Genomic DNA, 26,639 nt, shown 5'->3' with positions numbered 1-26,639 from the left:
AATTTGTAGAAAATAGTACCTAGGAAGCCTTAATTTGAAAATTTAAACGTTATGATACCATATAATTCTAGAATCAACAAATTGAATGTATAAATAATTATGATAAAATAATCGTAAATATCTAAATATTTTGTAATTAATCAGGTACTAGGGAGGGCGCATAATGAAAAACCTTAATGTGAGAAAAAAAATATTTATATCTTTTGCTGTTATGATTACCTTTATGGCTATATTTTCTATAATCATGATATTGAAAATAAATATTCTAAAGGTTACATGGAATACTAATATAAAATTAACTACAGTTCAAGAGTTAAGAAATTCTATAAATGCTTGTGGTATAAATGTCAGAGATATAAGGGTAATGGAAGATGCACAAGCAGTTAGCACTAGAAAGACCTGGATACGTGATTCGATGGAAAATTACAAAAAATTAAGTAAGCAATTAGAAACTATAACTACCTCAGAAAATGATAAGAATCTGTTAAATGAGACAAATGCAAAGGCAGACAAATATTTTACACATATAAATAATATTTTAAATGCTAAAAATATATCTCAAATATCCAACAAAGAAATGACTGATTTTAGTTTACAGGAAAAGGATTTATTTAATAATTTGGATAAAATTGTAGATAATGAAAATAGCAAAAATCATTCCGCAATTTTAGACGGAGAAAATATTATTAAATACATAATGATTTCTGCAATTATACTTATAGTTGGGGGACTAATTATTGCTATAGTTTTTAGTTATATTTTACAAGCAAACATATCTAAACCAATTCAAATTATAGCTTCAGATTTAAAAACTCTTTCAAAAGGAGATTTTACAATAGTTCTTCCAGAAGCATTTTTGAAACGTGGAGATGAAATAGGGCAATTGTCAAATTCAGTTAACCTAATGCAGAAAGATTTAGTACAATTACTTAAAGAAATATTAAGTTGTTCACAAAGTTTGAATATTTCAGGTGAAGAACTTTCAGCAACAGTTGAGGAAATGACCGCTAAATTTAAAACTATAAATAGATCTACTGAAGAAATAGTAAATGGATCACAGGAAACAAGTGCTTCAGCGGAAGAAATTACAGCATCTGTAGAAGAAGTAGATTCCAGTATAAATGAGTTATCATCAAAGGCAATGGAGGGCAGTAATAATGCTAATCAGTTTAAAGAAAGAGCTGTTGAGATGCAAAACGATGGCAAAGTTGCAGTAGAAAATATATCAAATCTATATAGGGCAAATGAACAAAGAACATTAAAAGCTATCGAAGATGGAAAAGTAGTAGAGAATATAAAAATAATGGCAGACACTATTGCAAGTATAGCAGAACAGACTAATTTATTGGCATTAAATGCGGCTATAGAAGCAGCTAGAGTAGGGGAAGAAGGAAGAGGTTTTGCAGTGGTAGCAGAAGAGATAAGAAAACTTGCAGAACAATCATCCCAAGCGGTAACAGGTATTCAGGATACTGTATTAAAAGTGCAAGAAGCCTTTAGAAACCTATCTAATAATAGTAATGAAGTGTTAAGGTTTATTAATAGTGATATAAATCCACAGTTTAATTCTTTTTCTAATATGGGAAATGAATATTATAATGATGCTGATTTCGTAAGTAAGATGTCTGATGATATATCATCTATGTCAGAAGAAATTAATGCGACAATTAATCAGGTTAGTGAAGCAGTACAGAATATGGCTGGTATAGCACAAAAATCATCAGAAGATTCTAATAAGATATTAACTAACATAAATGAAGCAGCACAGGGGATTGAGTATGTATCTAATTCAGCACATAGTCAAGCAGAGTTGTCACGAAGACTTAACGAACTTGTTTGTAAATTTAAAATATAAGCCTTTTAAATGGTCTGTTCATAGTGAAATGGTCTGTTCATAGTGATTTGAAAAATCGCTAATGTAACAGACCATTTATTTTTCTATAATTCTATACTAACCTTATACTCCTTCAACCACTCATTAACCTGTATCAAATAAGCTAGTAACTGAGGTCCTCTCATAAGTTGGCCAAACCAAGGAGTTTTAAAGGAAGATCCACCGGTTTCTATCAATGTTTGTATAGCTTTTTTATCTACTAAACCTAAAATAGGTGAGGATTTATCATCCATAATACGCTGCATCCACTGCTGAACTATTTGTGTGTATTTAGGATTATGAGTTTTAGGATAAGGACTCTTTTTTCTATCTATAATATCATTAGGAAGTATTCCTCTTAAAGCTTCCCTAAGAATACCTTTTTCTCTGTTATTATAGAATTTTATTGCAGATGGGATGTTAAAGGCATATTCTACAAGCCTGTAATCTGCAAAAGGAACTCTTACTTCCAGGCTATTTCCCATACTCATTCTATCTTTTCTATTTAGTAGTGTTATCATAAACCACTTAATATTAAGATAGAATAACTCACGCATACGTCTTTCATGTTTAGATTCTCCATCTAGGTAAGGAACTTTCTTTATAGTTTGTTGATACTCTTCTCTTAAATAACCTTCTAAATCTAAAGACTTAAGGTCATTAGAGAGGAGTTGTTTTCTTGCACCAACGGATTTGGACCATGGGAATGTATCTGCATTAATATCTTCTGGTCTTGTGTACCAAGGGTATCCGCCAAAAATTTCATCTGCGCATTCACCGGATAGTGCAACAGTAGCATTTTTTCTAATGTCTTTACAGAAAAGAAAAAGTGAAGAGTCTATATCAGCCATGCCAGGCAAATCATTAGCTTTAAAGGAATCTACAAGAGCTTGAGCTAAATCTTCACTGCTGTTAACCACAATATTATGATTACTATTAATAAACTTAGACATCTCTAATGCCCAGAATTTATCAGATGTAGGTTCGAATTCATTAGACTCAAAATATTTATCATTGTCTTCATAGTCAATTGCATAAGTATCTAATATTCCTCCTTGTTTTTGGAAGTAAGTGGATGCAACAGCAGAAATAGCACTGGAATCTAAACCGCCTGAAAGAAAGGTGCAGACAGGAACATCAGCAACAAGTTGCCTTTCTATTGCATCTACCAATAGACTTTTTACATGTTCAGCAGTAGTTTTTGCATCTTCATAATGAGGTTCGCATTTTAATTTCCAGTATTCTTTTAAATTTACTCCATCACGATTATAAAATAAATAGTGTGCAGGTGGAACTTCGTTTATACCTTTAAAAACTCCACTTCCTAAGGATCGAGCAGGGCCTAGTGCAAAAATTTCAGTTAAACCTTGTTTATCAATACTAGGTCTAACAAAAGGATGGGCAAGTATAGTTTTTATTTCTGATCCAAATATAAGTGAGTCTCCTTTAATAGTATAAAATAAAGGTTTAACACCTAATGGATCTCTTGCCATAAATAAGTTTTTCTTAGTTTCATCCCATACTGCAAAGGCATATATACCATTTATATATTTTACGCAGTCTGCTCCCCAGTGAATATAAGATGTCAGAAGAACCTCAGTATCGGAGTAAGATCCGAAAGAATAACCATTTTCTATAAGTATTTTTCTCAAATCTTCTGTATTGTATAGTTCACCATTATAAACAATAACATATTTATCTTTTCTAATTGTTTTACACATTGGTTGAGCACCACCAGTGGGGTCCACAACTATAAGTCGTCTATGACCTAATACTGCATTTCTTGAGATGTAGTAATTTTCATCGTCAGGTCCTCTTTTACTTAAGGTCTTGGTCATTTTTGCAATAATTAGATCTGATTTAGAAATATCTGATTTTAGGTTAAGCCATCCTGCAATTCCACACATAGAAGTCGCCTCCGATTTATTTTTAGTAAAATATAATTTATACTTCAAATATATTTTATGGAAAAAGGCAACTATGTGTTACAGGTTAATATAAACAATTAGGGTAAATACGAATATTTGATGTGATATTAGAATAGACACACATCAGATGGATTTAATGCCATCTGATGTGTGTCTATTTTTAAAGATTATATATTAGAACGTAACATCTTCACCAGTATATATACATTGGAATAATTTCTTCATTTGATCAAAATCTATTGGTCTTGGGTTTGAACCGGTACATGCATCTAAAAGAGCATTTTCTGATATAAAGTCTAAGTTTGCATTGAAATCTTCTTCAGTTATACCATAATCCTTTAATGTTAAAGGAATATCAAGTTTCTTGTTCATATCTTTAATCATAGCTACTAATGAATTTGTTAAATCAACATCGCTATTTCCGCGTAATCCTAAATTTCTAGCTATAGTAGCAAATCTGCCTTGTGAAGTTTTTCTATTGAATTGAATTACATATGGAAGATATATAGCATTAGCACATCCATGTGGGATATGGAATACAGCACCAGTCTTATGTGCCATACTATGTACTATTCCAAGTAAAGCATTTGAGAATGCCATTCCAGCTAAACATTGAGCTATATGCATCTCATCTCTTGCTATTTTATCTCCTTCATAGGATTTTATTAAGAAATCTCTTACCATAACTATTGCTTGCATTGCAAGTGGATCAGAGAAATGTGATCTTGCAGTTGCTACATAGGCTTCAATAGCATGAGTTAAAGCATCCATTCCTGTGTGAGCAGTTAACTTAGGAGGCATTGTTTGAGCTAATGCTGGGTCTATAATAGCTATATCAGGAGTTAAATTAAAGTCAGCTAAAGGATATTTTATTTTAGCTTTGTAATCAGTAATTACTGAGAAAGCTGTAACTTCAGTAGCAGTTCCACTTGTGGATGGTATAGCTACGAATCTAGCTTTTTGTCTTAATTCTGGTAGTCCGAAAGGAACTACAGCTTGTTCAAAAGTAAATTCTGGGTATTCATAGAATATCCACATAGCTTTAGCAGCATCTATTGGTGAGCCTCCGCCTATTGAAACTATCCAATCAGGTTCAAAATCTCTCATCAATTGAGCTCCATTCATAACGGTTTCAACAGATGGATCTGGTTCAACACCTTCTAATAATTTAACTTCCATCCCTGCTTCTTTTAAGTAGTTTTCTACTTGCGCAAGAAAACCAAACTTTTTCATTGAGCCGCCACCAACAACAACTACAGCTTTCTTACCTTTTAAATTTTTCAATTCAGCTAAAGAATTCTCTCCAAAATAAAGATCTCTTGGTAATGTAAATCTTGACATTTTTTTTGACCCCCTTGTTTCTTTGAAAAATTTGCAATTTAATGTTAAAAAAATAACCTAATATTATTATATCATCATTTTCGGAATATTCTATACTATAATCAAAAAAATATTAAAAAAATATGAAAAAGATATAATTAATGGATATGGGATGTAAGAAAAAGTCAAATATTAGTGACTTAATTTAACATTATCAACTATAGGTTTGCGATTTACTGATATGTACAAAGGTAAAAAATATAAAATTTAAAAAAAATCATGAATTTATTTTTTAAAACTTGAGAAGATTATGATATGTTTTTTTATAAAATTTAGTATGATAATAAGTAAAAAGAAAAAAATACTAGAATGTAGAGGAGCTCATTGTGATAACATTATTTTAGTAAAAATAAACATACATTAGGTGGGTTATCCACCTAATGTATGTTTTATTTTCTAGCTTATAATTTAGAAAAGAACGTCTTCACCTGTAAATGTACATTGGAATATTTTCTTCATTTGATCAAAATCTACTGATCTTGGATTTGATCCGGTACATGCATCTGTAAGAGCATTTTTGGATATAAAGTCTAAGTTTGCATTAAAGTCTTCTTCGCTTATACCATAGTCTTTTAATGTTAGAGGAATATTCATAGCATTATTGAAATCTCTAATTAGATTTACTAATGAATCTGTTAATTGGGCATTAGTAGATCCAGTTAATCCTAACTCTCTAGCGATCTCAGCGAATCTAGCTTCAGAAGTTTTTCTGTTAAATTGAATTACATATGGAAGATATATAGCATTAGCACATCCGTGAGGAATATGGAATACAGCACCAGTTTTATGAGCCATACTATGAACTATTCCAAGTAAAGCATTTGAGAATGCCATTCCAGCTAAACATTGAGCTTCATGCATTAGGCCTCTTGCTTCTACATCTCCTTTATAGGATCTTACTAAGTAATCTTTTATCATAAGTATTGCTTTCATTGCAAGTGGGTCAGAGAAATTTGATCTTGCAGTTGCTACATAAGCTTCAATACTATGAGTTAAAGCATCCATTCCAGTATAAGCAACTAATTTAGGAGGCATTGTTTGAGCTAGTGCTGGATCTATTATAGCTACATCAGGGGTTATGTTAAAGTCAGCTAAAGGATATTTTATTCTAGCTTGGTAATTAGTGATTACTGAGAAAGCAGTAACTTCAGTACCAGTTCCGCTTGTAGAAGATATAGCACAGAATTTAGCTTTTTGTCTTAATTCTGGTAACCCAAAAGGAACTACAGCTTGATCAAAAGTAAAGTCTGGGTATTCATAGAATATCCACATAGCTTTAGCTGCATCTATTGGTGAACCTCCACCCATTGCAACTATCCAATCTGGCCCGAAATCTCTCATTATTTGAGCGCCTTTCATAACGGTTTCAACAGATGGATCTGGTTCAACACCATCAATTAATTTAACTTCCATACCTGCTTCTTTTAAATATTCTTCTACTTTATCAAGGAAACCGGCTCTTTTCATTGATCCGCCACCAACAACTACTACGGCTTTCTTACCTTTTAAAGTTTTTAATGACTCTAAAGCATTTTCTCCGAAATAAAGATCTCTTGGTAATGTAAATCTTGACATTTTTTCTACCCCCTAAAAATTTGATTTTATGCAAAGTATTGGAACGATTTGTTCTTCTACTATACATGACATATTGTTGAGATTTTGTAATTTATATACTTTATATCCATAATTATTTAATAGCAATAACTATACCAATAGTAAGAATATGGTATTATGCCCGTTTGTAATATGAGATAGTATGGTTTTGTGCCATTTTTATACATATATTCAAAAAACACTGTTCTTTTTTTGAACTATTGTTCCACTTTAGAACGTGATATTTAATGTGGTTTTAAATTTCACATTAAAAAATATTAAAAATTTCCATATAGTATATTGCTTAATTAAATTTCCACATACAGATAACTATAGGAAGCTTGGTACACTTTTCCGTAAACTTTAGTATAGTAATAAGTAAGGAAAGAAAATCTGATTTTAATGCTCCTGCTTAATAAAGATATTACATAATAATAAAGGAGGATTTAGATGATGATTTTCGAAGAACAATATGAATTAGATAAATTTAAATATTTAGGCCATGGTAAGAACGGAAAGGTATACTTAATGCCTGATGGAAAAGTTATAAAGATTTGTAAAACGGAACGTGCATGTAGAGAGGAATATGAAACACTAAAAGCTGCACAGGGGAGTAAATATTTCCCTAGAGTTTATACAAAAATTGATAAAGTCATTATTAGAGACTATGTTGAGGGTGAGGTTCTTTCTTCTTATATAAGAAAAAATGGATTAAGCAAGACTTTAGCTAGAAACCTAATTAATCTCATAGAAGAATTCAGAAAATTCGATTTTAAAAGATTAGATATTAGAGGTGCACATATATATGTAAAAGAAGATGAGTCAATAATGGTTATTGATCCTGCATCGCAGACTACATGGAAAGAACGTTATCCTAGACTTTTACTACGAGAACTTAGAAGACAGAATGTTTCAAAAAAGTTTTATAGGATATTGAGAGAGGAAAGGCCAGATTTATATAAACTGTGGAAGAGGTAAAGAGGTCAAAGACACTATGCAAGGAATAGTGTTCTTGAATAATCTGAGTATTATAAAGCTATATTTTACAGCTTTATAATACTCAAACCTTTAGTTTTGCTGGACTAAATATATTTTTCAATAATATCATAAAAGGTTTGGAAGTCAATTGGTTTTGATATATAGTCATCCATACCCGAATCTAAAAAATTCTCTTTGTCACCCATCATTGCATAGGCCGTCATAGCTATAATAGGGATATGTATTCCTATTACATTTTCTGAATCTCTGATAGCCATTGTTGTCTTTAATCCATTTAATTCCGGCATTTGAATATCCATAAGTATTAAATCTACAATTTGACATTCTAGTATCTTTAAAGCTTCATTTCCATTAAAGGCTGAGATATAATTGTAACCTTTTTTAGCTAATAAAGATGAAATAAGCCGTTGATTTATTTCATTATCATCTACAATTAATATGGTTTTACTATAGGGATATACAACTTCATCTTGTGATATGTCATAATATTTATTTGGACTACTGCTGTACTGGAAATCTTCATTAAATAATTCTGATTCATTGCTATCAGTTGTAGTGTGATTATTATTTTTAGAAGGCGCAAATTCGGCGGTAAAATAGAAGCAGCTACCTTGACCTTTTGTACTGTTTACCCATATGCTGCCATTCATCATATTGACAATTTGTTTTGATATAGCGAGTCCAAGCCCTGTTCCACCATATTTTTTTGTATAGGAATCATCTACTTGGCTGAAATTTTTAAAAAGTTTGTCCATCTTATCTTCGGGTATACCTATACCAGTGTCAGATACAGAAAACTGAGCTCTAATTATTCCATCAGGAGCTTGTATTCTTTTAGCGCAAAGAATTATTGTACCTTTCTCAGTAAACTTTAAGGCATTGCTTAATAGATTCATTAAAATTTGATTTAATCTCAGTGGGTCACTAATTATATCAATATCGCTTAGCCTTGGGTCTATAAAATACATAACTTCTATAAATTTTTCCTCAGCAAGAATAGAGAAGTTTTTTATTAGTTTTTTAATTTTTTCTTCAAGATTAAAAGACTCTAAATCTAATTTAAATTTGCCTGCCTCTATTTTTGAAATGTCTAAAATATCGTTAACTATATCAAGTAGGTGTCTAGAAGAGGTTTTAACCATATTTAAATATTCCTTTTGTTCATCGGTAAGATCAGTCATCAATGCTAAGTCTGTCATACCCATTATTCCATTTATAGGGGTTCTTATTTCATGACTCATATTCGCCAAAAATTTACTTTTTGAACTATTAGCTTCTTCAGCAGAAATTTTAGCCTTTTTTAATTCTTTTTCCGATTCTATTTTTTTAGTTATATCCTGTACTTGGCATAATATGGAAGAAAGCTCTCCTTGTTCATTTAAAATTGGTGTTGTTATCATATCAAAGTAACAGATTCCTTCTTTATTAATATTAGAGTTAGGTCGTTTTACTAAAACATATTTGCAGGTTATTCTAGAAGTCTGCTTTTTAATAATTTTTTCTTTTACCTCTTTTGCCATATAAGGACTTTCAAAGAAATTATCGTGTTTAAAGTCAGTAACATCATTTATTTTAAACATCTTACAAAAAGATTTGTTTGCAGATATTGCTACACCGTTGGCGTCGAATAGCTCTATGCCGATAGGAGATTGTTCATAGATGCTTCTAAATCTTTTTTCGCTATTATATAATTCCTGATGAAGTTTTTTATTTTCAGTTATATCTCTAGCTATGGCACAAGCGCCTACTATATCACCGTAATGATTTCTTATTGGTGATATATTTACAGATAGATAGATTTCTTCGCCCTGAACAGTTAAAACCTTAAGTTCAAAGTTTTTAATTTCTTGGCCTTTCTTTATTTTGTTTAGTAGTTTTGAGGCTTCTTCTATTTTTTTATCTGGAGCCAAGATTATAAAGTTTTTTCCTACTATTTCTTTTTTGCTATATCCATAAATTCTTTCGGATGCCTTATTCCAGCTTATTATTTCTCCATCTAAATCTGTTGCTATAATAGCATCCTCTGATGAATCTACAATAGATGCTAGCTGAAGAGCATTCTTTATCGATTCACCTTTATGTAACCGATAATTTAAAATTAAGACAATTTGATCTTCTAATTTTAAAAATTGTCCGTTAAAAGTCCAGTGAATATTTCTTATTTTTACCTCTTTATAAAAATGATCAGAAGCATTAGTGCTATTTCTAAAAGATATAAATTCATCTCTAATAAACCAAAGTGTATTTTTTGATTTCTCTTTTGAGATATCTATATTTCTATTGATGAATATATTATGAAACATTTCATATGCTGCATCATTTAATTCTTTTATACAGCCATTAGTATCCATAAGAATTAATGGTACAGAAATATTTGATAAGAAACTTAAATTTTCATAGAAATTTTTATTACTTATAAACATGTCATCCATAATAATCACTAAAAAAATGGTAAGTTAAACCAAATTTTTTATTTACTCCTTTCAAAAATAAAATAAATGTCTAACTTTATTATAAAATAAAAAAACAGTTTTGTAAGCATATTACAAAGCTGTTTTTTTATTATTTTAACTCTTCTAGTAATTGTTCAATTTTAGGAGTGCAGCGTTTACCAACACAAGAACCGGATCCAGCCCCTGTGGATTTTTTAACTTCTTCTATTGTTGTAGCCCCATTCAATATAGCGTTTTTTATAGTAGCTCTAGATATTCCTTTACAAATACACACTTTTGTAAGCTTATCTAGAATCTCTGGTTTTATATTTTGTTCCATGTTATCACTCCAATTATTAAGAAATTTCAATTTGTAAATGATATTCTAATTTTTATTATGGGTTTCAAGTGCTATTTATATGCAAAACGTTAACTGGAGATTTAGCTATGAAATGAAGCTAAATCTCCGATTCTAAGTTTAAGGAGGATCAATAGGGGGAGTATAAAAATTTAATAATTACAAGATAATTATTATTAGGGGATAATTATTATCTTGTAATTATTATAAAGGTTATTGGTGAAAATGTAAATATAAATTTTATTATTAATATAAAAAATCTACTTAGGCTATAGATATGTTTTAGGTGGGATATTTCTGTGAACATAAGTCTATTATTTAGATGTTAGACTACGAAGAATAATGAGCTTATGAAGCAAAAATTGAATGAAATTATATTTTCTTACAAGTATTGATTTTTGTTAGAGTTTATGGTGAAATATAATCATGCAAAAATGTTATTATTTAGATTTATTTCATATGTAAATGAATTAATGGAAAGGATGGTAAAGGTGGTAAATAGAATATTAAAGGACATAAAACCTCTTGAAGTATTTAAGTATTTCGAAGAACTTTCTCGAATTCCAAGAGGATCAGGGAATGAAAGAGGGGTTAGCAATTATCTAGTATCATTTGCAGAACAACACAACTTAGAAGTTATTCAGGACCCAGCATTAAATGTAATCATTAAAAAGAAGGCAACTTCTGGGTATGAAAATAGACCATCAGTAATTATACAAGGGCATATGGATATGGTTTGTGAAAAGAATGTAGATACACAACATGATTTTACGAAAGATCCGCTGCAGTTAAAAATTATTGATGACATGATTTATGCAACAGGAACAACTCTTGGAGCAGATAATGGAATTGCAGTTGCAATGGGAATGGCAATTTTAGCTTCTAAAGAAATCCAGCATCCGGCTTTAGAATTGTTAGTTACAACAGAAGAGGAAACAGGTATGGCTGGAGCAGAGGCATTAAATCCTAACAATATAGATGGTAGAATTCTTATTAATATAGATTCAGAAGAAGAAGGAACTCTTCTTGTAAGCTGTGCTGGAGGAATAACTGCTAAAACTACAATCCCTGCTGTTTGGGAGGAACCAGATAAAGATTTAGTAACGTGCGTAATAAGAATCAGAGGACTAAAGGGTGGACACTCTGGAATGGAGATTAATAAGGGAAGAGGAAACTCAAATAAGCTAATGGGACGTATACTTGCTATATTATCTGATTCTGTAGATTTTACATTAGGTGAAATTACTGGAGGATCAAAGCACAATGCAATTCCACGTGAAGCAGATGCAGTTATATTAGTTAAATCTGAAGATAAGGTTAAGGTAAGTGAAAAAATAACTGAATTAGAGCAGATATTAAAGGACGAGCTTAGAACACCAGATCCAGATTTAAGAGTGAATTTTGAGGTTTTATCCGAAGGAACTTCTAGAGTGTTATCACGCAAAAGTACAGAGAGTGTAATTAACTATTTATACTTAGTTCAAGATGGAATTAGTTCCATGAGCATGGATATTCCGGGGTTAGTAGAGAGCTCAATAAATCTTGGAGTAGTGACAACAGAAGAAGATAGAATAGAATTTATAAGTGCTATTAGAAGCTCGGTAAACAGCTTGAAGAGGGATATATTTACAAGAGTAGAAACTATTGCAAAGCTTGTTGGTGCAACAGTTTCTAAGGAATCTGATTATCCAGAATGGGCATATAATCCTGATTCAAAGATTAGAAATACTTTCGTGGAAGTATTTGAGAAAATCAATGGGCATAAGCCAGAAATAACTGCAATTCATGCAGGGCTTGAATGCGGTCTATTAGGAGAGAAGTTTGATGGCAAAATGGATATGATTTCATTTGGACCAAATCTTTATGATGTACACACTCCTGATGAGCATATGAGTATTTCTTCTGTTCAAAGAATGTGGGATTACCTAGTGGAAGTTTTGAAGAATATAAAATAATAATAATATATATTAGACCAAAGATGTTAAGTTTTTGGTCTAATTTTCTATTGTGAATATATCCTGAAATAGAATTTTATATCCTATTATCGAGAATAATAGAGTATGAATTATGAACTATTTTAGGAGGGCTAAGAAATGAAAAATATAGAAGAAGTATTAGAAGATATAAAAAATATAGACTGTCAGGCAGACCAACTACAGGATAAAATAAAATCTGCTTATGAAGGATATGAATATGAAGGACAATCGGAGGTAGTTATTAAAAGAACTGAAGAGTCAGATGATACGGGGCTTCAGACATATGATACTCATGTTGGCAGTAGAAAAGCTCCAAAGGTTGTTACTGTTGTAAAAGAAGGGCAAGACCATTATGTATCTACAGTAGTAGACGCATATATTCAGTAGATTTATCCGATGACTACCTGCTCTAATACTCCCATTTTCTTCAAAGTGTACGTCCCGAGCGGCTACGTCCCTGGATTCGCTCAACTAAGAATCAGGTGGAGTTTGAAACTCCATCTGATTCAAGTTTCCACTTCATGTAAGTTCAACTATGACGCTTGGCTTATTATCGATACTGTATGAGTAGATTTTGCTCATACAGATTTCATACAGTGAATTTGAAAAATTCCGAATTATGTTATATTATAGATTTATAGGTCTAATTACCACTTAAATAATAGATTAAAGATAGAAGTAGTAGACTTAATTATTTTTCACTTCTAATAAGCTGGAGATAGGTAAAAATTTAATTAATAGGGGGAGCAATATGATTTTTATTAAGCACGATAATACCAATCCTTGTATTAATCACGCTATTGAGGAATATGCTTTGAATAAGTTTGATGATGATTGTTTTATACTTTGGAGAAATGAACCTTGTATATTAATAGGAAAGAATCAAAATACTCTTTCAGAGATTAATATTGAGTATGTAAAAGAACATAGCATTCCAGTAGTTAGAAGAATGTCTGGTGGAGGAGCTATTTTCTGTGATTTAGGAAATATACTTTTTACTTTTATATCTAAGTTGGATGAGAATAACTTCGCCGATTTTAGTAAATTTACCAATCCAATAATTAATGCATTGGAAAAGCTATCAATAAAAGCGGAGTTATCTGGAAGAAATGATTTAACTATTGATGGTAGAAAATTTTCTGGAAATGCCCAGTATAATTCTAAAAATAAGATATTGCATCATGGTAGTATTTTATTTTCCTCTGCTATGTCAGATTTAGTTAAAGCTTTAAAGGTAAAAGAAATAAAGTTTCAAGATAAAGCAATTAAGTCCGTAGCTAGTAGAGTTACAAATATAAGTGAACGTCTTAAGGAGCCTATGAGCGTAATAGAGTTTAAGGATTTTTTAAACAATTATATTATTAGTGAGTATGGTGATGAAAAATTTTATGAGTTTTCTGATGAGGAATGGGCAGAAATAAGAAAAATATCTGATGAAAAATATGAAACCTGGGAGTGGAATTATGGTCATTCTCCTAAGTTTAGCTATTCTAATGAGAAAAAGTTTTTAGGTGGAATAGTACAAGCTAATATAAATGTACATAAAGGACTAATTAAAGAAATAAGATTTTACGGAGACTTTTTTAGTAAAGGCGAAGTAAAGGAAATTGAAGAACTATTAACTGGAGTTAGATATTTGCAAGAAGATGTTGATAATGTTTTCAGTAGTATCGATATTGAAAAATATATGAGTAACATTACAAAAGAAAATTTATTGGAGATAATGTTTGAATAATTCAGTTTGTCTATACTGAGATTAATATAATAACTTGCAGAAAAAATTACTTAAGAAAATAGGGGTGTTTTTACTATGTATAAAAGAAAACCGGAATGGTTAAGAGTTAAGATAAAAGGGGGACAAAGTTCTGATATAGTGCACAAAGTATTAAAAGAACATTCGCTTAATACTGTTTGTAGAGAGGCAAACTGTCCTAATAGATGTGAATGCTTCAGTAAAAGAACTGCTACTTTTATGGTACTTGGCAGAAACTGTACACGTAATTGTACTTTCTGTAATGTGACAAAAGAAAAGCCTGAGATTGTAGATGAAAAAGAGCCTTTTAATATAGCACAAGCTGTTAGTAAATTGAATTTGAAACATGCAGTAATAACATCAGTAACGAGAGATGATATTCCAGATGGGGGAGCTGGTCATTTTGCTAAGATTGTAGAAGAAATAAGAAAATTGAATAAAAAAATAACTATAGAGGTTTTAATTCCAGATTTTAGAGGTGATGAGGAAGCATTGAAAAAGGTAGTTGATTCAAAGCCGGATGTAATAAATCATAATGTAGAAACGGCTCCTTCCTTATATAAGGAAGTTAGACCTATGGCAGTTTATGAACGTTCCTTAGAACTTTTGTCTAGAGTAAAAAAAATGGACAACACAATTTTAACTAAGTCAGGTTTTATGCTTGGTCTTGGTGAAACAGAAGAAGATGTAATATCAATATTAAAAGACTTAAAAGAAATAGATTGTGATATAATTACTATAGGACAGTATTTAGCACCTTCATCAAAGCATCATCCTGTTATTGAGTATATTCATCCAGATGTATTTAAAAAGTATGAAAATATAGCTTTAGATATGGGGTTTAAGTATATTTCTTCAGGCCCATTAGTTAGAAGTTCTTATTATGCAGAGAAAGTATTTGAATAGCTATACATATTTCAATGTTTCATAATGAAAATAAAAAATGGATATTTCTCAAAATGAAACTGATTTTGTATCGTTTTGAGAAATATTTTTTATATTTTAGGGGAAAACGGTGACTTTCGCTTTGGCATGGAATTTGCTAATATAATAGGTATATAAAAGTAACATAAAAAAATAAATTACATATAAACTTAGGGGGTTTATTTATGCATATTCCAGATAACTATTTAAGTCCATCAACTTGTGCAGTAATGGGAGCTGTAATGTTGCCAGTGTGGGCAAGAGCCGTTAAAAAAGTGAAGGAAGAAGTAAGTAAAAGAAAAATGCCTATACTTGGCGTTTGTGCCGCTTTTTCTTTTCTAATTATGATGTTTAATGTACCAGTTCCAGGTGGAACTACAGCTCACGCAGTTGGAGCGGTGTTAACTGCCATACTTATTGGACCTTATGCAGCAACCATTTCTGTTACTATAGCTTTGTTAATTCAAGCATTATTCTTCGGGGATGGAGGAATACTTGCTCTCGCAGCCAACTGTTTTAATATGGCTTTCGTAATGCCTTTTTTAGGTTATTTTGTTTATGAGTTTATAAAGAGCAAAGTTAGAAGTGATAGAGGAGAATATATAGCAGTTTTTATAGGTGGTTATGTAGGAATACTTGCAGCAGCCTTTTGTACAGCTGTTGAATTTGGAATACAGCCATTGCTTTTTAAAGATGGAGCAGGAGCAGCGATTTACTGTCCATATGATCTAAGTGTTTCTATACCAGCTATGATTTTACCTCATCTTCTTATAGGTTTATTAGAGGGAGCGGTAACTGCTGGAGTATATGGGTACATTAGAAAAATGGTTCCAGGAGTTATATATGAAGGTAAACCTGCTAGTAAAAAACCTTTATATGGATTACTTATTGGTATGATACTACTTTCTCCTATAGGACTTTTAGCTACTGGAACAGCTTGGGGAGAATGGGGCGCTGACGAAATAAAAGATATTGTAGGATATGTGCCTAATGCATTTGAACATGGTTTTAATTTTAATGCAATGATGCCTGATTATTCTGTAGGTGGAATAAATGAAGTAATAGGATATATTATTTCTGCAGTAGCAGGGGTTGCACTTATTATGATACTGTTTAAGATAGTAGGTTCGGCAAAGAAAGCTGAACTATCTGAGAATAACGCAAAAAAAGTTGTATAGCCAGTAACAATATAGACCCTTTAGTAAAAAACTAAGGGGTCTATATTGTTTTGGAATTTTATCCGATGACTATCCGCTCTAATACTCCCATCTTTTTCAAAGTGGGAGTAAAGAGCGGCTACGTCACTGGATTCGTTTAATTAAGAATCAGATGGGGTTGAAACCCCATCTGATTCGAATTTCCACTTCATTGGAAATAAATAATTGAACATTAGCATAGTATAGATTAGAATATAATTATAATGAAAATTTTGAAAGTTAGATAACAGATTAGCTAAATACAATTAATGGATTAGATGTGTTTTTTATTATAATTATATGGAAAATATCCATCAGATTGTGGTATCCTGTTTATGGTAAAGGTTTTATCCGATGACTAGCCGCTCTAATACTCCCATCTTCTGCAAAGTGGGAGTAAAGAGCGGCTACGTCACTGGATTCGTTCAACTAAGAATCAGCTGGGGTTAAATGCCTAAATGGCATTTAACGGGCAAAGCCCCGGGTCGTAGACTTAAACCCCATCTGATTCAAGTTTACACTTCATTATTCTTAGAAGAAATAGCTGAGAAAGATAAGGGAGAGGATTATAAGGTGTCTTTAGAAGAGAGGTACAATCAACTGAAAAAGGAATATGAGACATACCAGAAGTTAGCAGAAGATACGATACAGAAGCAGAGTATGAAGATTATTGAACTAGATAAAAAGCTTGATATGGTATCTCTTATTGTAGAGATTAGTGAATATATAAATAGATGTCTAGGAAGTAGTGAAATAGACTATTTAATCAATGATATAATGATAGGAATATTAGGAGTAACATATTCTAGTGTATATTTAATGGAAAATAGAAAATTAAAGTTGAAGGCTTCAAATTTAAATAATGCAGATCATCATTACATTGTAGATGAGTTTAATAAAGGAAGAATATATAAGCTAAATAATTCTATATTAAATTCATATTCTAATATGTGTAAAGATGACAGAATACAAATTCATTCATCTGTATATATGCCTATATATATGAAAGACAGAGTTTTAGGGTTAATTGTAGTGGAACATAATATTTATGAGTATTTGAGTGATTCTCATGTAAAACTTTTAACTGCACTGACTAATCAAATAGCTATATGTTTAGAGAATAATAGGCTGTATAATCAAATAAAAGAAAGCTCTCAGAAAGATGGACTTACTGGTTTATTTAATAGAACTTACTTTTTTTATACTGTAAATAAAATAATCGAAGATGAAGATAGTTCATTTGGAATAGTTATGATAGATATTGATGATTTTAAAATATGCAATGATACAAAAGGACATCAATGTGGAGATGCAGTTATAAGGAAAATTAGTAAAGTAATAAAAGCTAATCTTCGAGAAGAAGATATCTGTGGTAGATATGGTGGAGAAGAAATAATAGTTTATATGTATGGAGTTAAAAATATAATTGATATTTATAATAGGATGGAAAGCATAAGAAAAATCATAGCTGAAACAGTAACTTGTCATAAGAATATTGAATTTAAAGCAACAGTTTCTATGGGGATTGCTATTAAGGAGGAAGGAGAATCCTTAGAACAAATAATAAGAAGAGCTGATATCAATTTGTATAAAGCAAAGGCATTAGGAAAAAATAGAGTAATTTACTAAAAACTATATAAGTGTGACTTATATAGTTTTTAGTTTATAATAGATATAGGTAGTAATGATTAGAAAAAAGTGCAAAATAATGTAAGATACCATATGAACAATAAAATAAAGTTAGGTGATAAAAGATATGAGTACAAAATGGACAGAAGAACAAAATGAGGCTATCTTTACTAAAAATTGTAATCTCTTAGTAGCAGCAGGAGCAGGTGCAGGGAAAACTGCGGTACTTGTTGAGAGAATAATACAGAGAATAATAGACGATAAAGAAAATGTTGATATAGATAAATTGTTAGTGGTTACCTTTACTAATGCAGCAGCCTCTGAGATGAGAGAGAGAATAGGAGACGCCATATCAAAACAATTAGAGGCAAGGCCAGAATCTAAAAAGCTTCAGAGGCAGCTTACGCTGCTTAATCAATCTAATATAATGACTATACATTCCTTTTGTCTTCAAGTTATAAAAAATAATTTTCACATTATAGATTTGGATCCAAGTTTTAGAGTTTCTGATAATACAGAAGCCATACTTTTGAAACAGGAAACAATAGATGAGCTTTTTGAAGAAAAATATGAAGAAAGTGATAATGAGATATTTTTAAAGCTAATAGATTCATATGGAGGAAAGAATGATTTTAAGGTTCAAAGCATGGTTCTTAACTTATATGAGTTTGCCAAAAGCACACCCTGGCCAAATGTTTGGCTTGAAAAAATGGCAGAAAGATTTAATGTAGGAGATGATTTTAATTTTGGAAAGTCAGAATGGGCAGAGATACTGTTAAATTACTTAAGTATTGAACTTGAAGCCTGTAAAAGTAAGATGGAAAAGGCAGTGGAAATAGTTGAAAATGCATCAGGTATAGAGTATTATCTAGAACCTTTTAAGCTAGAATTACAAAATATTTACTCGATTCTTAGTTGTAATTCTTGGGATGATTTAAAAAGAAGTCTTTTTGGGGTAGATTTTGAAAAGATTCCTGCTAAAAGAAATAAAGATGCAGATAAGGAAGCAAAGGAAAAATCAAAAAAGATAAGAGATGAAGTGAAAAAGAAACTTACTGAGATAAAAGAAAATATATTTGTAGGAACGGATAGTATAGGCAATAACTTAAAAGAACTGTACCCTATGATGAAGTGTTTAGCAGAGTTAGTAATATCCTTTGATGAGAAGTACAGCATTAAAAAGAGAGAGAGAGGACTAGTAGATTTTAGTGATATTGAACATTTTTGTTTAAATATACTCACTACAAGAGATGAAGAAGGAAATATTCAGAACTCCCCAGTGGCATTAGAATATAAACAACAATTTGAAGAGATACTTATAGATGAATATCAAGATAGCAACGAGGTTCAGGAAGTAATAATGAATGCTATATCTAGAAAAAATCATATTCCTAATATGTTTATGGTTGGAGATGTTAAGCAAAGCATATATAGATTTAGGCAAGCTAAGCCAGAGCTGTTTTTAAGTAAATATAACAGTTATTCGGAAGAAAAAGGAACACAACAGAGAAAGATTAAGCTTTTTAAGAATTTTAGAAGTAGACCAGAAATAATAAATGGAGTTAACTATTTGTTTGAACAGATAATGTCTAAGGAAATTGGTGAACTTGAGTATGATGAAGGGGAAGCTCTTAAAAGTGGAGCGGAATTTCCAGACCTAGAATGTGATAGAGAAATATCATTGGAAGAGTATAGCAAAAAAGTATCAGGCAGCGATGATATAAGTGAAGATTGTGAATATAGTATAAAGAATATTTGCGGCGGAAACATTGAACTTCACTTAATAGATAAGCAAATTAATGATGTTTTTGAAAATGAGGATTTAGATATCAATGAAACTATTTTTGGAGATTCAGAGGATGAAACAGCAGATAATATACAGATAGAAGCAAGACTTATAGTTAAGAGAATAAAAGAACTCATTGATTCAGAGAATAAAGAAAAATTCAACGTATATGATAAAAATATTAAAGGATACAGACCTGTAACCTATAAGGATATAGTCATACTTATGCGTGCTACTTCTAACTGGGCACCTACTTTTGTAGAAGAACTTACAAATGCTTCTATACCTGTATTTGCAGATACAGCAACAGGATACTTCGAAACTGTAGAAATCAGAACTATAATGTCTTTGCTCCAAATTATTGATAACCCTGTGCAGGATATACCATTAATTGCAGTACTACGCTCTCCTATAGAAGCTTTTCAGCCTGAAGAGTTAATGGATATTAGGATGATAAATAGGGATGTATCTTTCTATGAAGCTATGAGAGCAGTAAGGAGTAACAAAGTAAGTACTGAAGATGAAGAGATAATGAGGTATACTACAGAGCATATTAGCAAGGAGCTTAAAGATAAGATATTAAACTTTTTAAGTAAGCTTAATAAATGGAGAAAAAAGGCCTTGCATATGCCAATTGATGAATTTATATGGTACTTGTATATAGAAACTGGATACTACGGCTTTACTGGAGCTATGCCAGGCGGTGCTCAAAGACAGGCAAATTTAAGAGTACTTTTTCAAAGGGCAAAGCAGTATGAGAAAACTAGTTATAAAGGACTATTTAACTTTATAAATTTTGTAAATAAACTCAAAAATAGCAGCGGAGATATGGGAAGTGCAAAAATTCTAGGGGAAAATGAAGATGTGGTTAGAATTATGAGCATACACAAGAGCAAAGGCTTGGAGTTCCCAATAGTTATACTTGCAGGCTCAGGAAAGCAATTTAATTTGATGGATATGAATAGAAGTATATTATTTCACGGAGAATTAGGTCTTGGACCAGATTATGTAGATTCCAATAGAAGAATATCCTATCCTACATTAGTAAAACAGGTATTAAAGAGAAAAATAAAAGTAGAGACTCTTTCTGAGGAAATGAGAATATTGTATGTAGCTTTTACAAGAGCAAAGGAAAAACTAATAATAACTGGAGGTATTAATAATATAGTAAATACTGCAGAGAAGTGGTATGAGGCTGCAGCTAATAAAGGTCATAAAATTTCTCAATATGCTATAGGAAATGCTAAGAGCTACCTGGACTGGATAGGACCTGCGATAGTTAGACATATGTGCGGTAAAAATTTAAGAGAAATTATAGGAAGGGAAAATGCTTCAGAATTTGTAATAGATGATAAGTCAAGATGGAGTATAAAAACCTGGAATAAAGAAAGCTTTATGAAAAGAGATAATCTAGAGGATGAGGAGGATCAGGATTTAATAAAGGAAATAGAGAGTCTTAATTTAATCAATGAGAATAGTAAATATAATGAAGAAATAGGTAGAAGACTTAATTGGAAATATAGGTATATAGAAGCTAGTAATATACCTGTTAAGTTTTCTGTATCTGAGTTAAAAAGAAAATTCGCTTTAATAGATGTAAATGAAAGTAGAGAGATGATTAGTTCTGTAGTATTGAAAAAACCTTTATTTATTCAAAAAACTAGAACTTTATCTGCAGCAGAAAAAGGAAGTCTAATGCATTTGGTAATGCAGCATTTAGAATTAAATAAAGTTTCATCAAAGGAAGAAATACTAGAACAAGTAAAGAGATTAGTACAGAGAGAGTTTATAACAGAAAATGAAAGCAAAGTAGTACAAATAGATAAAATATTAGAGTTTTTTAAAACTGACTTGGGGCAGAGAATGAAAAATGCTAAAAATATTTATAGAGAAATACCTTTCTTTATTGAGATATCTGCTATAGAGCTTTATAAAGATTTACCAGAAGAACTTTATAAAAATGAAAAAGTATTAATTCAGGGTATAATAGATTGCTATTTTGAGGAAGATGATAAATTAGTGCTTCTAGATTATAAAACGGATTTTGTAGAGGATATTAATGAATTTAAAGAAAAGTATAATTTACAAGTTTATTATTATAAAAGGGCTTTAGAGAAAATGACAGGAAAATCTATTAAAAACATCTATTTATATTCATTTTTTAAAGATGAGATAATAGAAATATAGGAGGCTGAAAAATGTCGAGAGTAATTGAAAAGTTTTTGAAATATGTAAAATTTGATACTATGTCAGATGAAGAATCAACTACAGTTCCCAGTACTTCAAAGCAGCTAATTTTAGCTGAAGAACTTGCAAGGGAATTAAAAGAAATGGGACTTCAGGATGTATCGGTTGATAAAAATGGGTATGTCATGGCAACGCTACCAGCAAACATTGATAAGAAGGTTGCTGTAATTGGTTTCATAGCTCATATGGACACAAGTTCAGAACTTTCAGGAGAGCATGTAAATCCTAAAATTATTAAAAGCTATGATGGTTCTGATATTGTTTTAAATGAGGAACAGAATATAGTTCTTCGTATATCAGAATCTCCAGAATTGAAAGACTACATAGGCCAAGATATCATAACTACAGATGGAATAACATTACTTGGAGCTGATGATAAAGCTGGTATAGCGGAAATAATGTCTGCTGTTGAATACTTGACTATGCATCCAGAAATTAAACATGGAGATATACGAGTTGGCTTTACTCCAGATGAAGAAATAGGTCGCGGAGCGGATCATTTTGATGTTAAAAAATTTAATGCAGATTTAGCTTATACTGTTGATGGTGGAGTAATTGGAGAATTAGAGTATGAAAATTTTAATGCTGCAGGTGCTAAAGTAGCTATAAAGGGAAAAAGCTTCCACCCTGGATACTCTAAAAATAAGATGATAAATTCAGCTCTTGTAGCAAATGAGTTTATGAGCATGCTTCCATCAAATGAAACACCAGCTACTACGGAAGGTTATGAGGGATTCTATCACCTATTAAGTATAAATGGTGGAGTTGAAGAAACTAATCTTAGCTACATAATAAGAGATTTTGATGCTGAAAAATTTGAGGGAAGAAAGGTATTTCTTCAGAATGTAGTTAACAAATTAAATGAAAAGTATGGTAATGGTACTGTAAATATAGAAATAAAAGATCAATATAGGAACATGAAAGAAAAAGTAGAGCCTGAAAAATATGTCGTAGATATTGCATTCAAAGCTATGGAGGCAGTAGGTGTAAAACCGTTAGTTAGACCTATAAGAGGTGGAACAGATGGATCAAGACTTTCTTTTATGGGACTTCCAACACCGAATTTATTTACCGGTGGGCACAATTTTCATGGAAGGTTTGAATATATTTCAATCCAGTCTATGGAGAAGGCAGTTGAAGTTATTGTTAAAATAGCAGAGTTATATTCAGAAAGAGAAAAATAGATAATAGTTAATAAGGACGGCAAAATTGCCGTCTTTTTAAATAGAGCTTTGATCTAGTGAAGCAGAGGATCTATATCTTCTTGTGTATTCTTCAAAGTCCCAGTCTTTATGAAACTTAGAGGCACTTTTGTAGCCGGCTTTAAAAAGGCTTACGGTCTTTCGGTTTGATATATTAAAATCAGTAGGTCGAACTTCCTCCGTAGGAATAAGTATAGTTCTAACTAAATTTTCATCCTTTAACCATTCTCTATTTTTTTCAGCAGAAAGTGTGTTTGCAATATCAAATAAAAAAGATATAGGATCTGTTTTTCCTTGTTTTGTATTACTTATTTCTGGGCCATCAAATTTAAATCCTATAGTTGGCCATCTAGGGAGGCCTGCAACATCAAATATGTTTATTGGGAAGTTGCAGCAGACAGCACCATCTACTATATAACTTATACCGTCTCTATGTGCAAATTGAACAGGTTTAAAGTAAAAAGGTATACTTATGCTCATTCTAACAGCTTTAGATATTGAGAATTTCGCCGGGTTTATCCCATATTCAGGGAGGTGATCCGGGAGTATTAAAATTCTTCGTTTGGTTATGTCTGAAGCTATTATTTTTAGTCTGCATTCACCATTAACAGTTACATCCCTAAATTTACGAACACCTTTTGCCTTTAAAAGTTTATTTATCCAATGTTCCACATATTCTCCTGAATAAATACCCTTTTCGATAAAAAAGCCAAGTGCTTTTCCAAGTACAGGTAGTCGCTGCAGCCTACTTTTGTCTAGAAAATCTCTAAAATCCAGTTCTGATAGTATATCTTTAAGTTCTTTAGAAGTATAGCCGGCTGCTATGAGAGCAGCTATTACTGCACCAACTGAAGTTCCAGCAACCCGTTGCCACTGATAATTCCTAGCTTCAAGATAGGTTAAGGCACCAATTATGCCTATTCCTCTCATACCACCGCCTTCAAAAACAGCGTCAGCTTTCATTAATAAACACCTCTTCTTACTTAAATATTTTGTTGATTATAAATAATGACAAAATATACATTATTTTCATGATATAATTTATTAAAGAATTATATAAAATAAATGAATGTATTTCTATATATTCATAATTCACCGTAAGATATATGTTGAATTTAATTTTAAATATAAAATAGATTTAATGTATTTGTTTGGTACTATTTTTAGAAATTATGAATATATATATATACTATTGTTGAGAGTTTAGAAAGGTTATATAAAATTTTAAAAAATATATATAATTAATAATTTAAAGTAACATTTTTTCATAACTGACATATAAATATATATTAAAAATATATTTATTTACTAATCATAAAAAATAGGAGGTAGTACAATGAAAGAGAAAAAGGGTTTTCAAATATCAAGGGATGTAATTGAGGAGTGCTTAAAGGAGTGTCTTGATAGTTGTAAAAAGGATAGTAAAAAGGAAAAAACAAGTTCTGCTAGCTGTAGATAACCAGAACTTGTTTTATATAATTTATAGACCAATTTGTATCGTGTTATATTAATAAACAGAATATTTCTTTTCAAGCTTTCTAAACATTAGCACCAACAATGATGAAATAACAAGGTATATGGCAGCAGCTATTATAAATGGTGTAATGGTGAACTCTCTAGTTACAACTTCCTTTGCAGCTCTAAGTAGGTCACCAATACCAATAGCTGCAACTAATGCCGTATCTTTTATAAGATTAATTGCTTCGCTGCAAACAGGTGGAAGCACATTTCTTATAGCTTGTGGAAGAATTATTTGTACCATAGTTTGACGATAATTCATTCCTAAGGCCTTAGCTGCTTCGAACTGTCCCTTATCAACAGACTCTATCCCAGCTCTAAAGGTTTCAGCAAGGTATGCTGCATAGTTTATAGTAAAAGCTAAGCTAGCAGCAGTTAATGGTTCCAATCTTATACCTATTACAGGAAGTCCAAAATATACGAAGAATAATTGTAGTAATAAAGGAGTACCTCTAAAAACCCAAGTGTATATACTTAATGCCGACCTCAAAGGTCTAATTCCTGATATTTTTCCGAGGGCAACAAGAATACCTAAAGGTACTGAAAGAATAGCAACTATTATAAATAATTTTAAGGATATTAATCCTCCTTTTAATATATATCCTGTAACGTCTATAAGATTAGACATTCAAATCACATCCTAACTGTCCTATTTTGAAATTATATCTTTGCCGAACCACTTTTGAGATATTTTATCTGCAGTTCCATCAGCTTTCATAGCATCTAAAGTTTTATCAAGTTCTTCTTTAAATGTTTTGTCAGTTTTTCTTATACCTACACCATAATCTTCTTTTCCAAAGTCTTCATTTAGAGTTTTATATACTCCAGGTTTTTTTGATATATAGTATCTACCAACTACTTCATCAACTACTACAGCATCTATACGACCTTGGCTTAGATCCATTAAAGCTTCTGTGTTATCTGAATACTTCTTAACTTCTTTTACTGTACCTGAAGTGTCCTTATCATCAGTTAAAGCTTTTTCGCTGCTGCTACCAAGTTGAAGTCCAACTTTTTTACCAGATAAGTCTTTTTTAGTTGCTATAGTTGAATCATTTTTAACAACTATAATTTGTTTATTTTGAAGATACACTTTTGAAAAATCTATTTGTTTTTTTCTTTCATCTGTAATAGTCAAGCCATTCCATATTACATCTATGTCCTTATTATTTAAGCTAAGTAATACTCCATCCCATTGAACTGGCTTAAATACAGCTTTAACGCCCATTCTTTTTGCTGCTTCGTTTGCCATGTCAATATCAAAACCAACAATTTCACCTTTATCATTTTTAAATCCCATTGGAGGGAAACTATCGTCTAGTCCAACTATAAATTGTCCCTTTTGTTTAATTTCGTTTAAAGAGTTATCTGCAGTTTGTTTGCTTTGGTCATTTTTTGTGCTTTGTCCACAACCTGAGAATAATAATCCAAGGGTAAGTAACATTGCAGTTAATGTTGTTAATTTTTTCTTCATTTTATTAACCTCCAGTTAATTAATTTACAGTCTAATTATAATTTAGCCTACTAAATTTGTAAAGTGGTGAAAACATGTAAATATAACTTTGTGAGAGTTTATAGGGTTTCTAGGTGGAACTTTAACTTATACTACGGAATATGCTACCAAACTTCAGCATTGTTAAAAACTTTTAATCAGTCTAAAGCTTGTATTTCATAAAATCTAAGAATATTCAATAAACTCGCTTTGCTCAGACAATCGAATATTCTAAGATTTTATAAAATACTTCGCTAAGACTGATAAAAAAGTTTTTAAATGTGCCTTTAGTTTTGGTAACATATCCCTACGTATAAGTTAAAGTTCAAGTTACAAACCCTATATAAATAATT

Annotated in this window: 19 protein-coding genes; 11 read left to right on the top strand and 8 right to left on the bottom strand. The window is 31.1% G+C overall.

What is annotated here, in order from left to right; all coding sequences use genetic code 11:
- Positions 1–163: 163 nt before the first annotated feature.
- The gene (locus CLMAG_RS18025) at positions 164–1,855 is read left to right on the top strand and encodes a methyl-accepting chemotaxis protein (protein WP_066625778.1); all 1,692 of its coding nucleotides are present in this window, start codon (positions 164–166) and stop codon (positions 1,853–1,855) included.
- Between the two features lie 83 nt (positions 1,856–1,938).
- On the opposite strand, the gene asnB is transcribed toward CLMAG_RS18025, so the two are convergent.
- From asnB to CLMAG_RS18010, 3 genes are all read right to left on the bottom strand, one after another.
- Complete coding sequence (gene asnB, locus CLMAG_RS18020) at positions 1,939–3,780, bottom strand: asparagine synthase (glutamine-hydrolyzing) (protein ID WP_066625776.1); 1,842 nt, start codon at positions 3,778–3,780, stop codon at positions 1,939–1,941.
- A 195-nt stretch (positions 3,781–3,975) separates the two neighbouring features.
- Positions 3,976–5,142 (bottom strand): iron-containing alcohol dehydrogenase, encoded by a 1,167-nt coding sequence (locus tag CLMAG_RS18015; protein ID WP_066625774.1) that lies wholly within the window; start codon positions 5,140–5,142, stop codon positions 3,976–3,978.
- A 447-nt stretch (positions 5,143–5,589) separates the two neighbouring features.
- On the bottom strand, positions 5,590–6,756 hold the full coding sequence (locus tag CLMAG_RS18010) for an iron-containing alcohol dehydrogenase (RefSeq protein ID WP_066625772.1): 1,167 nt from the start codon (positions 6,754–6,756) through the stop codon (positions 5,590–5,592).
- A 468-nt stretch (positions 6,757–7,224) separates the two neighbouring features.
- On the opposite strand from CLMAG_RS18010, the gene CLMAG_RS18005 reads away from it, so the two are divergent.
- On the top strand, positions 7,225–7,752 hold the full coding sequence (locus CLMAG_RS18005; RefSeq protein ID WP_242873071.1) for a serine/threonine protein kinase: 528 nt from the start codon (positions 7,225–7,227) through the stop codon (positions 7,750–7,752).
- A gap of 104 nt (positions 7,753–7,856) precedes the next feature.
- On the opposite strand, the gene CLMAG_RS18000 is transcribed toward CLMAG_RS18005, so the two are convergent.
- Both CLMAG_RS18000 and CLMAG_RS17995 read right to left on the bottom strand, forming a co-directional pair.
- Entirely contained in the window at positions 7,857–10,205 is a 2,349-nt protein-coding gene (locus CLMAG_RS18000; protein ID WP_066625769.1) for a PAS domain S-box protein, read from the bottom strand.
- 130 nt (positions 10,206–10,335) lie between these two features.
- Positions 10,336–10,545 carry a (2Fe-2S)-binding protein gene (locus CLMAG_RS17995; protein ID WP_066625766.1) on the bottom strand — a complete coding sequence of 70 codons (210 nt, stop codon included), beginning with the start codon at positions 10,543–10,545 and terminating at the stop codon, positions 10,336–10,338.
- Between the two features lie 500 nt (positions 10,546–11,045).
- Between CLMAG_RS17995 and CLMAG_RS17990 the strand changes: the two genes are divergently transcribed.
- The 8 genes from CLMAG_RS17990 to pepT all read left to right on the top strand — a co-directional run bounded on the left by CLMAG_RS17990 (position 11,046) and on the right by pepT (position 23,258).
- Positions 11,046–12,518 (top strand): aminoacyl-histidine dipeptidase, encoded by a 1,473-nt coding sequence (locus tag CLMAG_RS17990; protein ID WP_066626282.1) that lies wholly within the window; start codon positions 11,046–11,048, stop codon positions 12,516–12,518.
- Between the two features lie 138 nt (positions 12,519–12,656).
- Positions 12,657–12,926, top strand: coding sequence for a hypothetical protein (locus CLMAG_RS32550; protein ID WP_066625764.1), 270 nt, complete (start codon positions 12,657–12,659; stop codon positions 12,924–12,926).
- 364 nt (positions 12,927–13,290) lie between these two features.
- On the top strand, positions 13,291–14,274 hold the full coding sequence (gene lplA / locus CLMAG_RS17980; protein WP_066625761.1) for a lipoate--protein ligase: 984 nt from the start codon (positions 13,291–13,293) through the stop codon (positions 14,272–14,274).
- Between the two features lie 75 nt (positions 14,275–14,349).
- The gene (gene lipA / locus CLMAG_RS17975; protein WP_066625758.1) at positions 14,350–15,198 is read left to right on the top strand and encodes a lipoyl synthase; all 849 of its coding nucleotides are present in this window, start codon (positions 14,350–14,352) and stop codon (positions 15,196–15,198) included.
- 203 nt (positions 15,199–15,401) lie between these two features.
- Positions 15,402–16,394 (top strand): cobalt transporter CbiM, encoded by a 993-nt coding sequence (gene cbiM, locus CLMAG_RS17970; RefSeq protein ID WP_066625755.1) that lies wholly within the window; start codon positions 15,402–15,404, stop codon positions 16,392–16,394.
- A gap of 468 nt (positions 16,395–16,862) precedes the next feature.
- Positions 16,863–18,041 (top strand): sensor domain-containing diguanylate cyclase, encoded by a 1,179-nt coding sequence (locus tag CLMAG_RS17965; RefSeq protein WP_082831990.1) that lies wholly within the window; start codon positions 16,863–16,865, stop codon positions 18,039–18,041.
- A gap of 127 nt (positions 18,042–18,168) precedes the next feature.
- Positions 18,169–22,014 carry a helicase-exonuclease AddAB subunit AddA gene (addA, locus tag CLMAG_RS17960; RefSeq protein WP_066625745.1) on the top strand — a complete coding sequence of 1,282 codons (3,846 nt, stop codon included), beginning with the start codon at positions 18,169–18,171 and terminating at the stop codon, positions 22,012–22,014.
- 11 nt (positions 22,015–22,025) lie between these two features.
- Positions 22,026–23,258 carry a peptidase T gene (pepT, locus tag CLMAG_RS17955; protein WP_066625744.1) on the top strand — a complete coding sequence of 411 codons (1,233 nt, stop codon included), beginning with the start codon at positions 22,026–22,028 and terminating at the stop codon, positions 23,256–23,258.
- Between the two features lie 36 nt (positions 23,259–23,294).
- Here the strand turns inward: pepT and CLMAG_RS17950 are convergent, their stop codons facing one another.
- Positions 23,295–24,239, bottom strand: a complete 945-nt coding sequence (locus CLMAG_RS17950) for a patatin-like phospholipase family protein (protein ID WP_066625742.1) — start codon at positions 24,237–24,239, stop codon at positions 23,295–23,297.
- A gap of 373 nt (positions 24,240–24,612) precedes the next feature.
- On the opposite strand from CLMAG_RS17950, the gene CLMAG_RS34405 reads away from it, so the two are divergent.
- Entirely contained in the window at positions 24,613–24,735 is a 123-nt protein-coding gene (locus tag CLMAG_RS34405; RefSeq protein ID WP_278331001.1) for a hypothetical protein, read from the top strand.
- 48 nt (positions 24,736–24,783) lie between these two features.
- Here the strand turns inward: CLMAG_RS34405 and CLMAG_RS17945 are convergent, their stop codons facing one another.
- The gene (locus tag CLMAG_RS17945) at positions 24,784–25,422 is read right to left on the bottom strand and encodes an amino acid ABC transporter permease (protein WP_066625740.1); all 639 of its coding nucleotides are present in this window, start codon (positions 25,420–25,422) and stop codon (positions 24,784–24,786) included.
- Between the two features lie 21 nt (positions 25,423–25,443).
- Complete coding sequence (locus tag CLMAG_RS17940) at positions 25,444–26,268, bottom strand: amino acid ABC transporter substrate-binding protein (RefSeq protein WP_066625737.1); 825 nt, start codon at positions 26,266–26,268, stop codon at positions 25,444–25,446.
- Between the last annotated feature and the right edge of the window lie 371 nt (positions 26,269–26,639).

The sequence above is a fragment of the Clostridium magnum DSM 2767 genome (assembly GCF_001623875.1).
Taxonomy (GTDB): Bacteria; Bacillota; Clostridia; order Clostridiales; family Clostridiaceae; genus Clostridium_AM; species Clostridium_AM magnum.
The sequence above is the reverse complement of the archived record's forward strand: the minus strand, read 5'-3'. Positions and strand labels throughout refer to the sequence as shown.

What these genes read in the sequence shown, in the direction of transcription:
- CLMAG_RS18025 (WP_066625778.1), top strand. Translation starts at nt 164, where the DNA reads ATGAAAAACCTTAATGTGAGAAAAAAAATATTTATATCTTTTGCTGTT.
- asnB (WP_066625776.1), bottom strand. Translation starts at nt 3,780, where the DNA reads ATGTGTGGAATTGCAGGATGGCTTAACCTAAAATCAGATATTTCTAAA.
- CLMAG_RS18015 (WP_066625774.1), bottom strand. Translation starts at nt 5,142, where the DNA reads ATGTCAAGATTTACATTACCAAGAGATCTTTATTTTGGAGAGAATTCT.
- CLMAG_RS18010 (WP_066625772.1), bottom strand. Translation starts at nt 6,756, where the DNA reads ATGTCAAGATTTACATTACCAAGAGATCTTTATTTCGGAGAAAATGCT.
- CLMAG_RS18005 (WP_242873071.1), top strand. Translation starts at nt 7,225, where the DNA reads ATGATGATTTTCGAAGAACAATATGAATTAGATAAATTTAAATATTTA.
- CLMAG_RS18000 (WP_066625769.1), bottom strand. Translation starts at nt 10,205, where the DNA reads ATGGATGACATGTTTATAAGTAATAAAAATTTCTATGAAAATTTAAGT.
- CLMAG_RS17995 (WP_066625766.1), bottom strand. Translation starts at nt 10,545, where the DNA reads ATGGAACAAAATATAAAACCAGAGATTCTAGATAAGCTTACAAAAGTG.
- CLMAG_RS17990 (WP_066626282.1), top strand. Translation starts at nt 11,046, where the DNA reads ATGGTAAAGGTGGTAAATAGAATATTAAAGGACATAAAACCTCTTGAA.
- CLMAG_RS32550 (WP_066625764.1), top strand. Translation starts at nt 12,657, where the DNA reads ATGAAAAATATAGAAGAAGTATTAGAAGATATAAAAAATATAGACTGT.
- lplA (WP_066625761.1), top strand. Translation starts at nt 13,291, where the DNA reads ATGATTTTTATTAAGCACGATAATACCAATCCTTGTATTAATCACGCT.
- lipA (WP_066625758.1), top strand. Translation starts at nt 14,350, where the DNA reads ATGTATAAAAGAAAACCGGAATGGTTAAGAGTTAAGATAAAAGGGGGA.
- cbiM (WP_066625755.1), top strand. Translation starts at nt 15,402, where the DNA reads ATGCATATTCCAGATAACTATTTAAGTCCATCAACTTGTGCAGTAATG.
- CLMAG_RS17965 (WP_082831990.1), top strand. Translation starts at nt 16,863, where the DNA reads ATGCCTAAATGGCATTTAACGGGCAAAGCCCCGGGTCGTAGACTTAAA.
- addA (WP_066625745.1), top strand. Translation starts at nt 18,169, where the DNA reads ATGAGTACAAAATGGACAGAAGAACAAAATGAGGCTATCTTTACTAAA.
- pepT (WP_066625744.1), top strand. Translation starts at nt 22,026, where the DNA reads ATGTCGAGAGTAATTGAAAAGTTTTTGAAATATGTAAAATTTGATACT.
- CLMAG_RS17950 (WP_066625742.1), bottom strand. Translation starts at nt 24,239, where the DNA reads ATGAAAGCTGACGCTGTTTTTGAAGGCGGTGGTATGAGAGGAATAGGC.
- CLMAG_RS34405 (WP_278331001.1), top strand. Translation starts at nt 24,613, where the DNA reads ATGAAAGAGAAAAAGGGTTTTCAAATATCAAGGGATGTAATTGAGGAG.
- CLMAG_RS17945 (WP_066625740.1), bottom strand. Translation starts at nt 25,422, where the DNA reads ATGTCTAATCTTATAGACGTTACAGGATATATATTAAAAGGAGGATTA.
- CLMAG_RS17940 (WP_066625737.1), bottom strand. Translation starts at nt 26,268, where the DNA reads ATGAAGAAAAAATTAACAACATTAACTGCAATGTTACTTACCCTTGGA.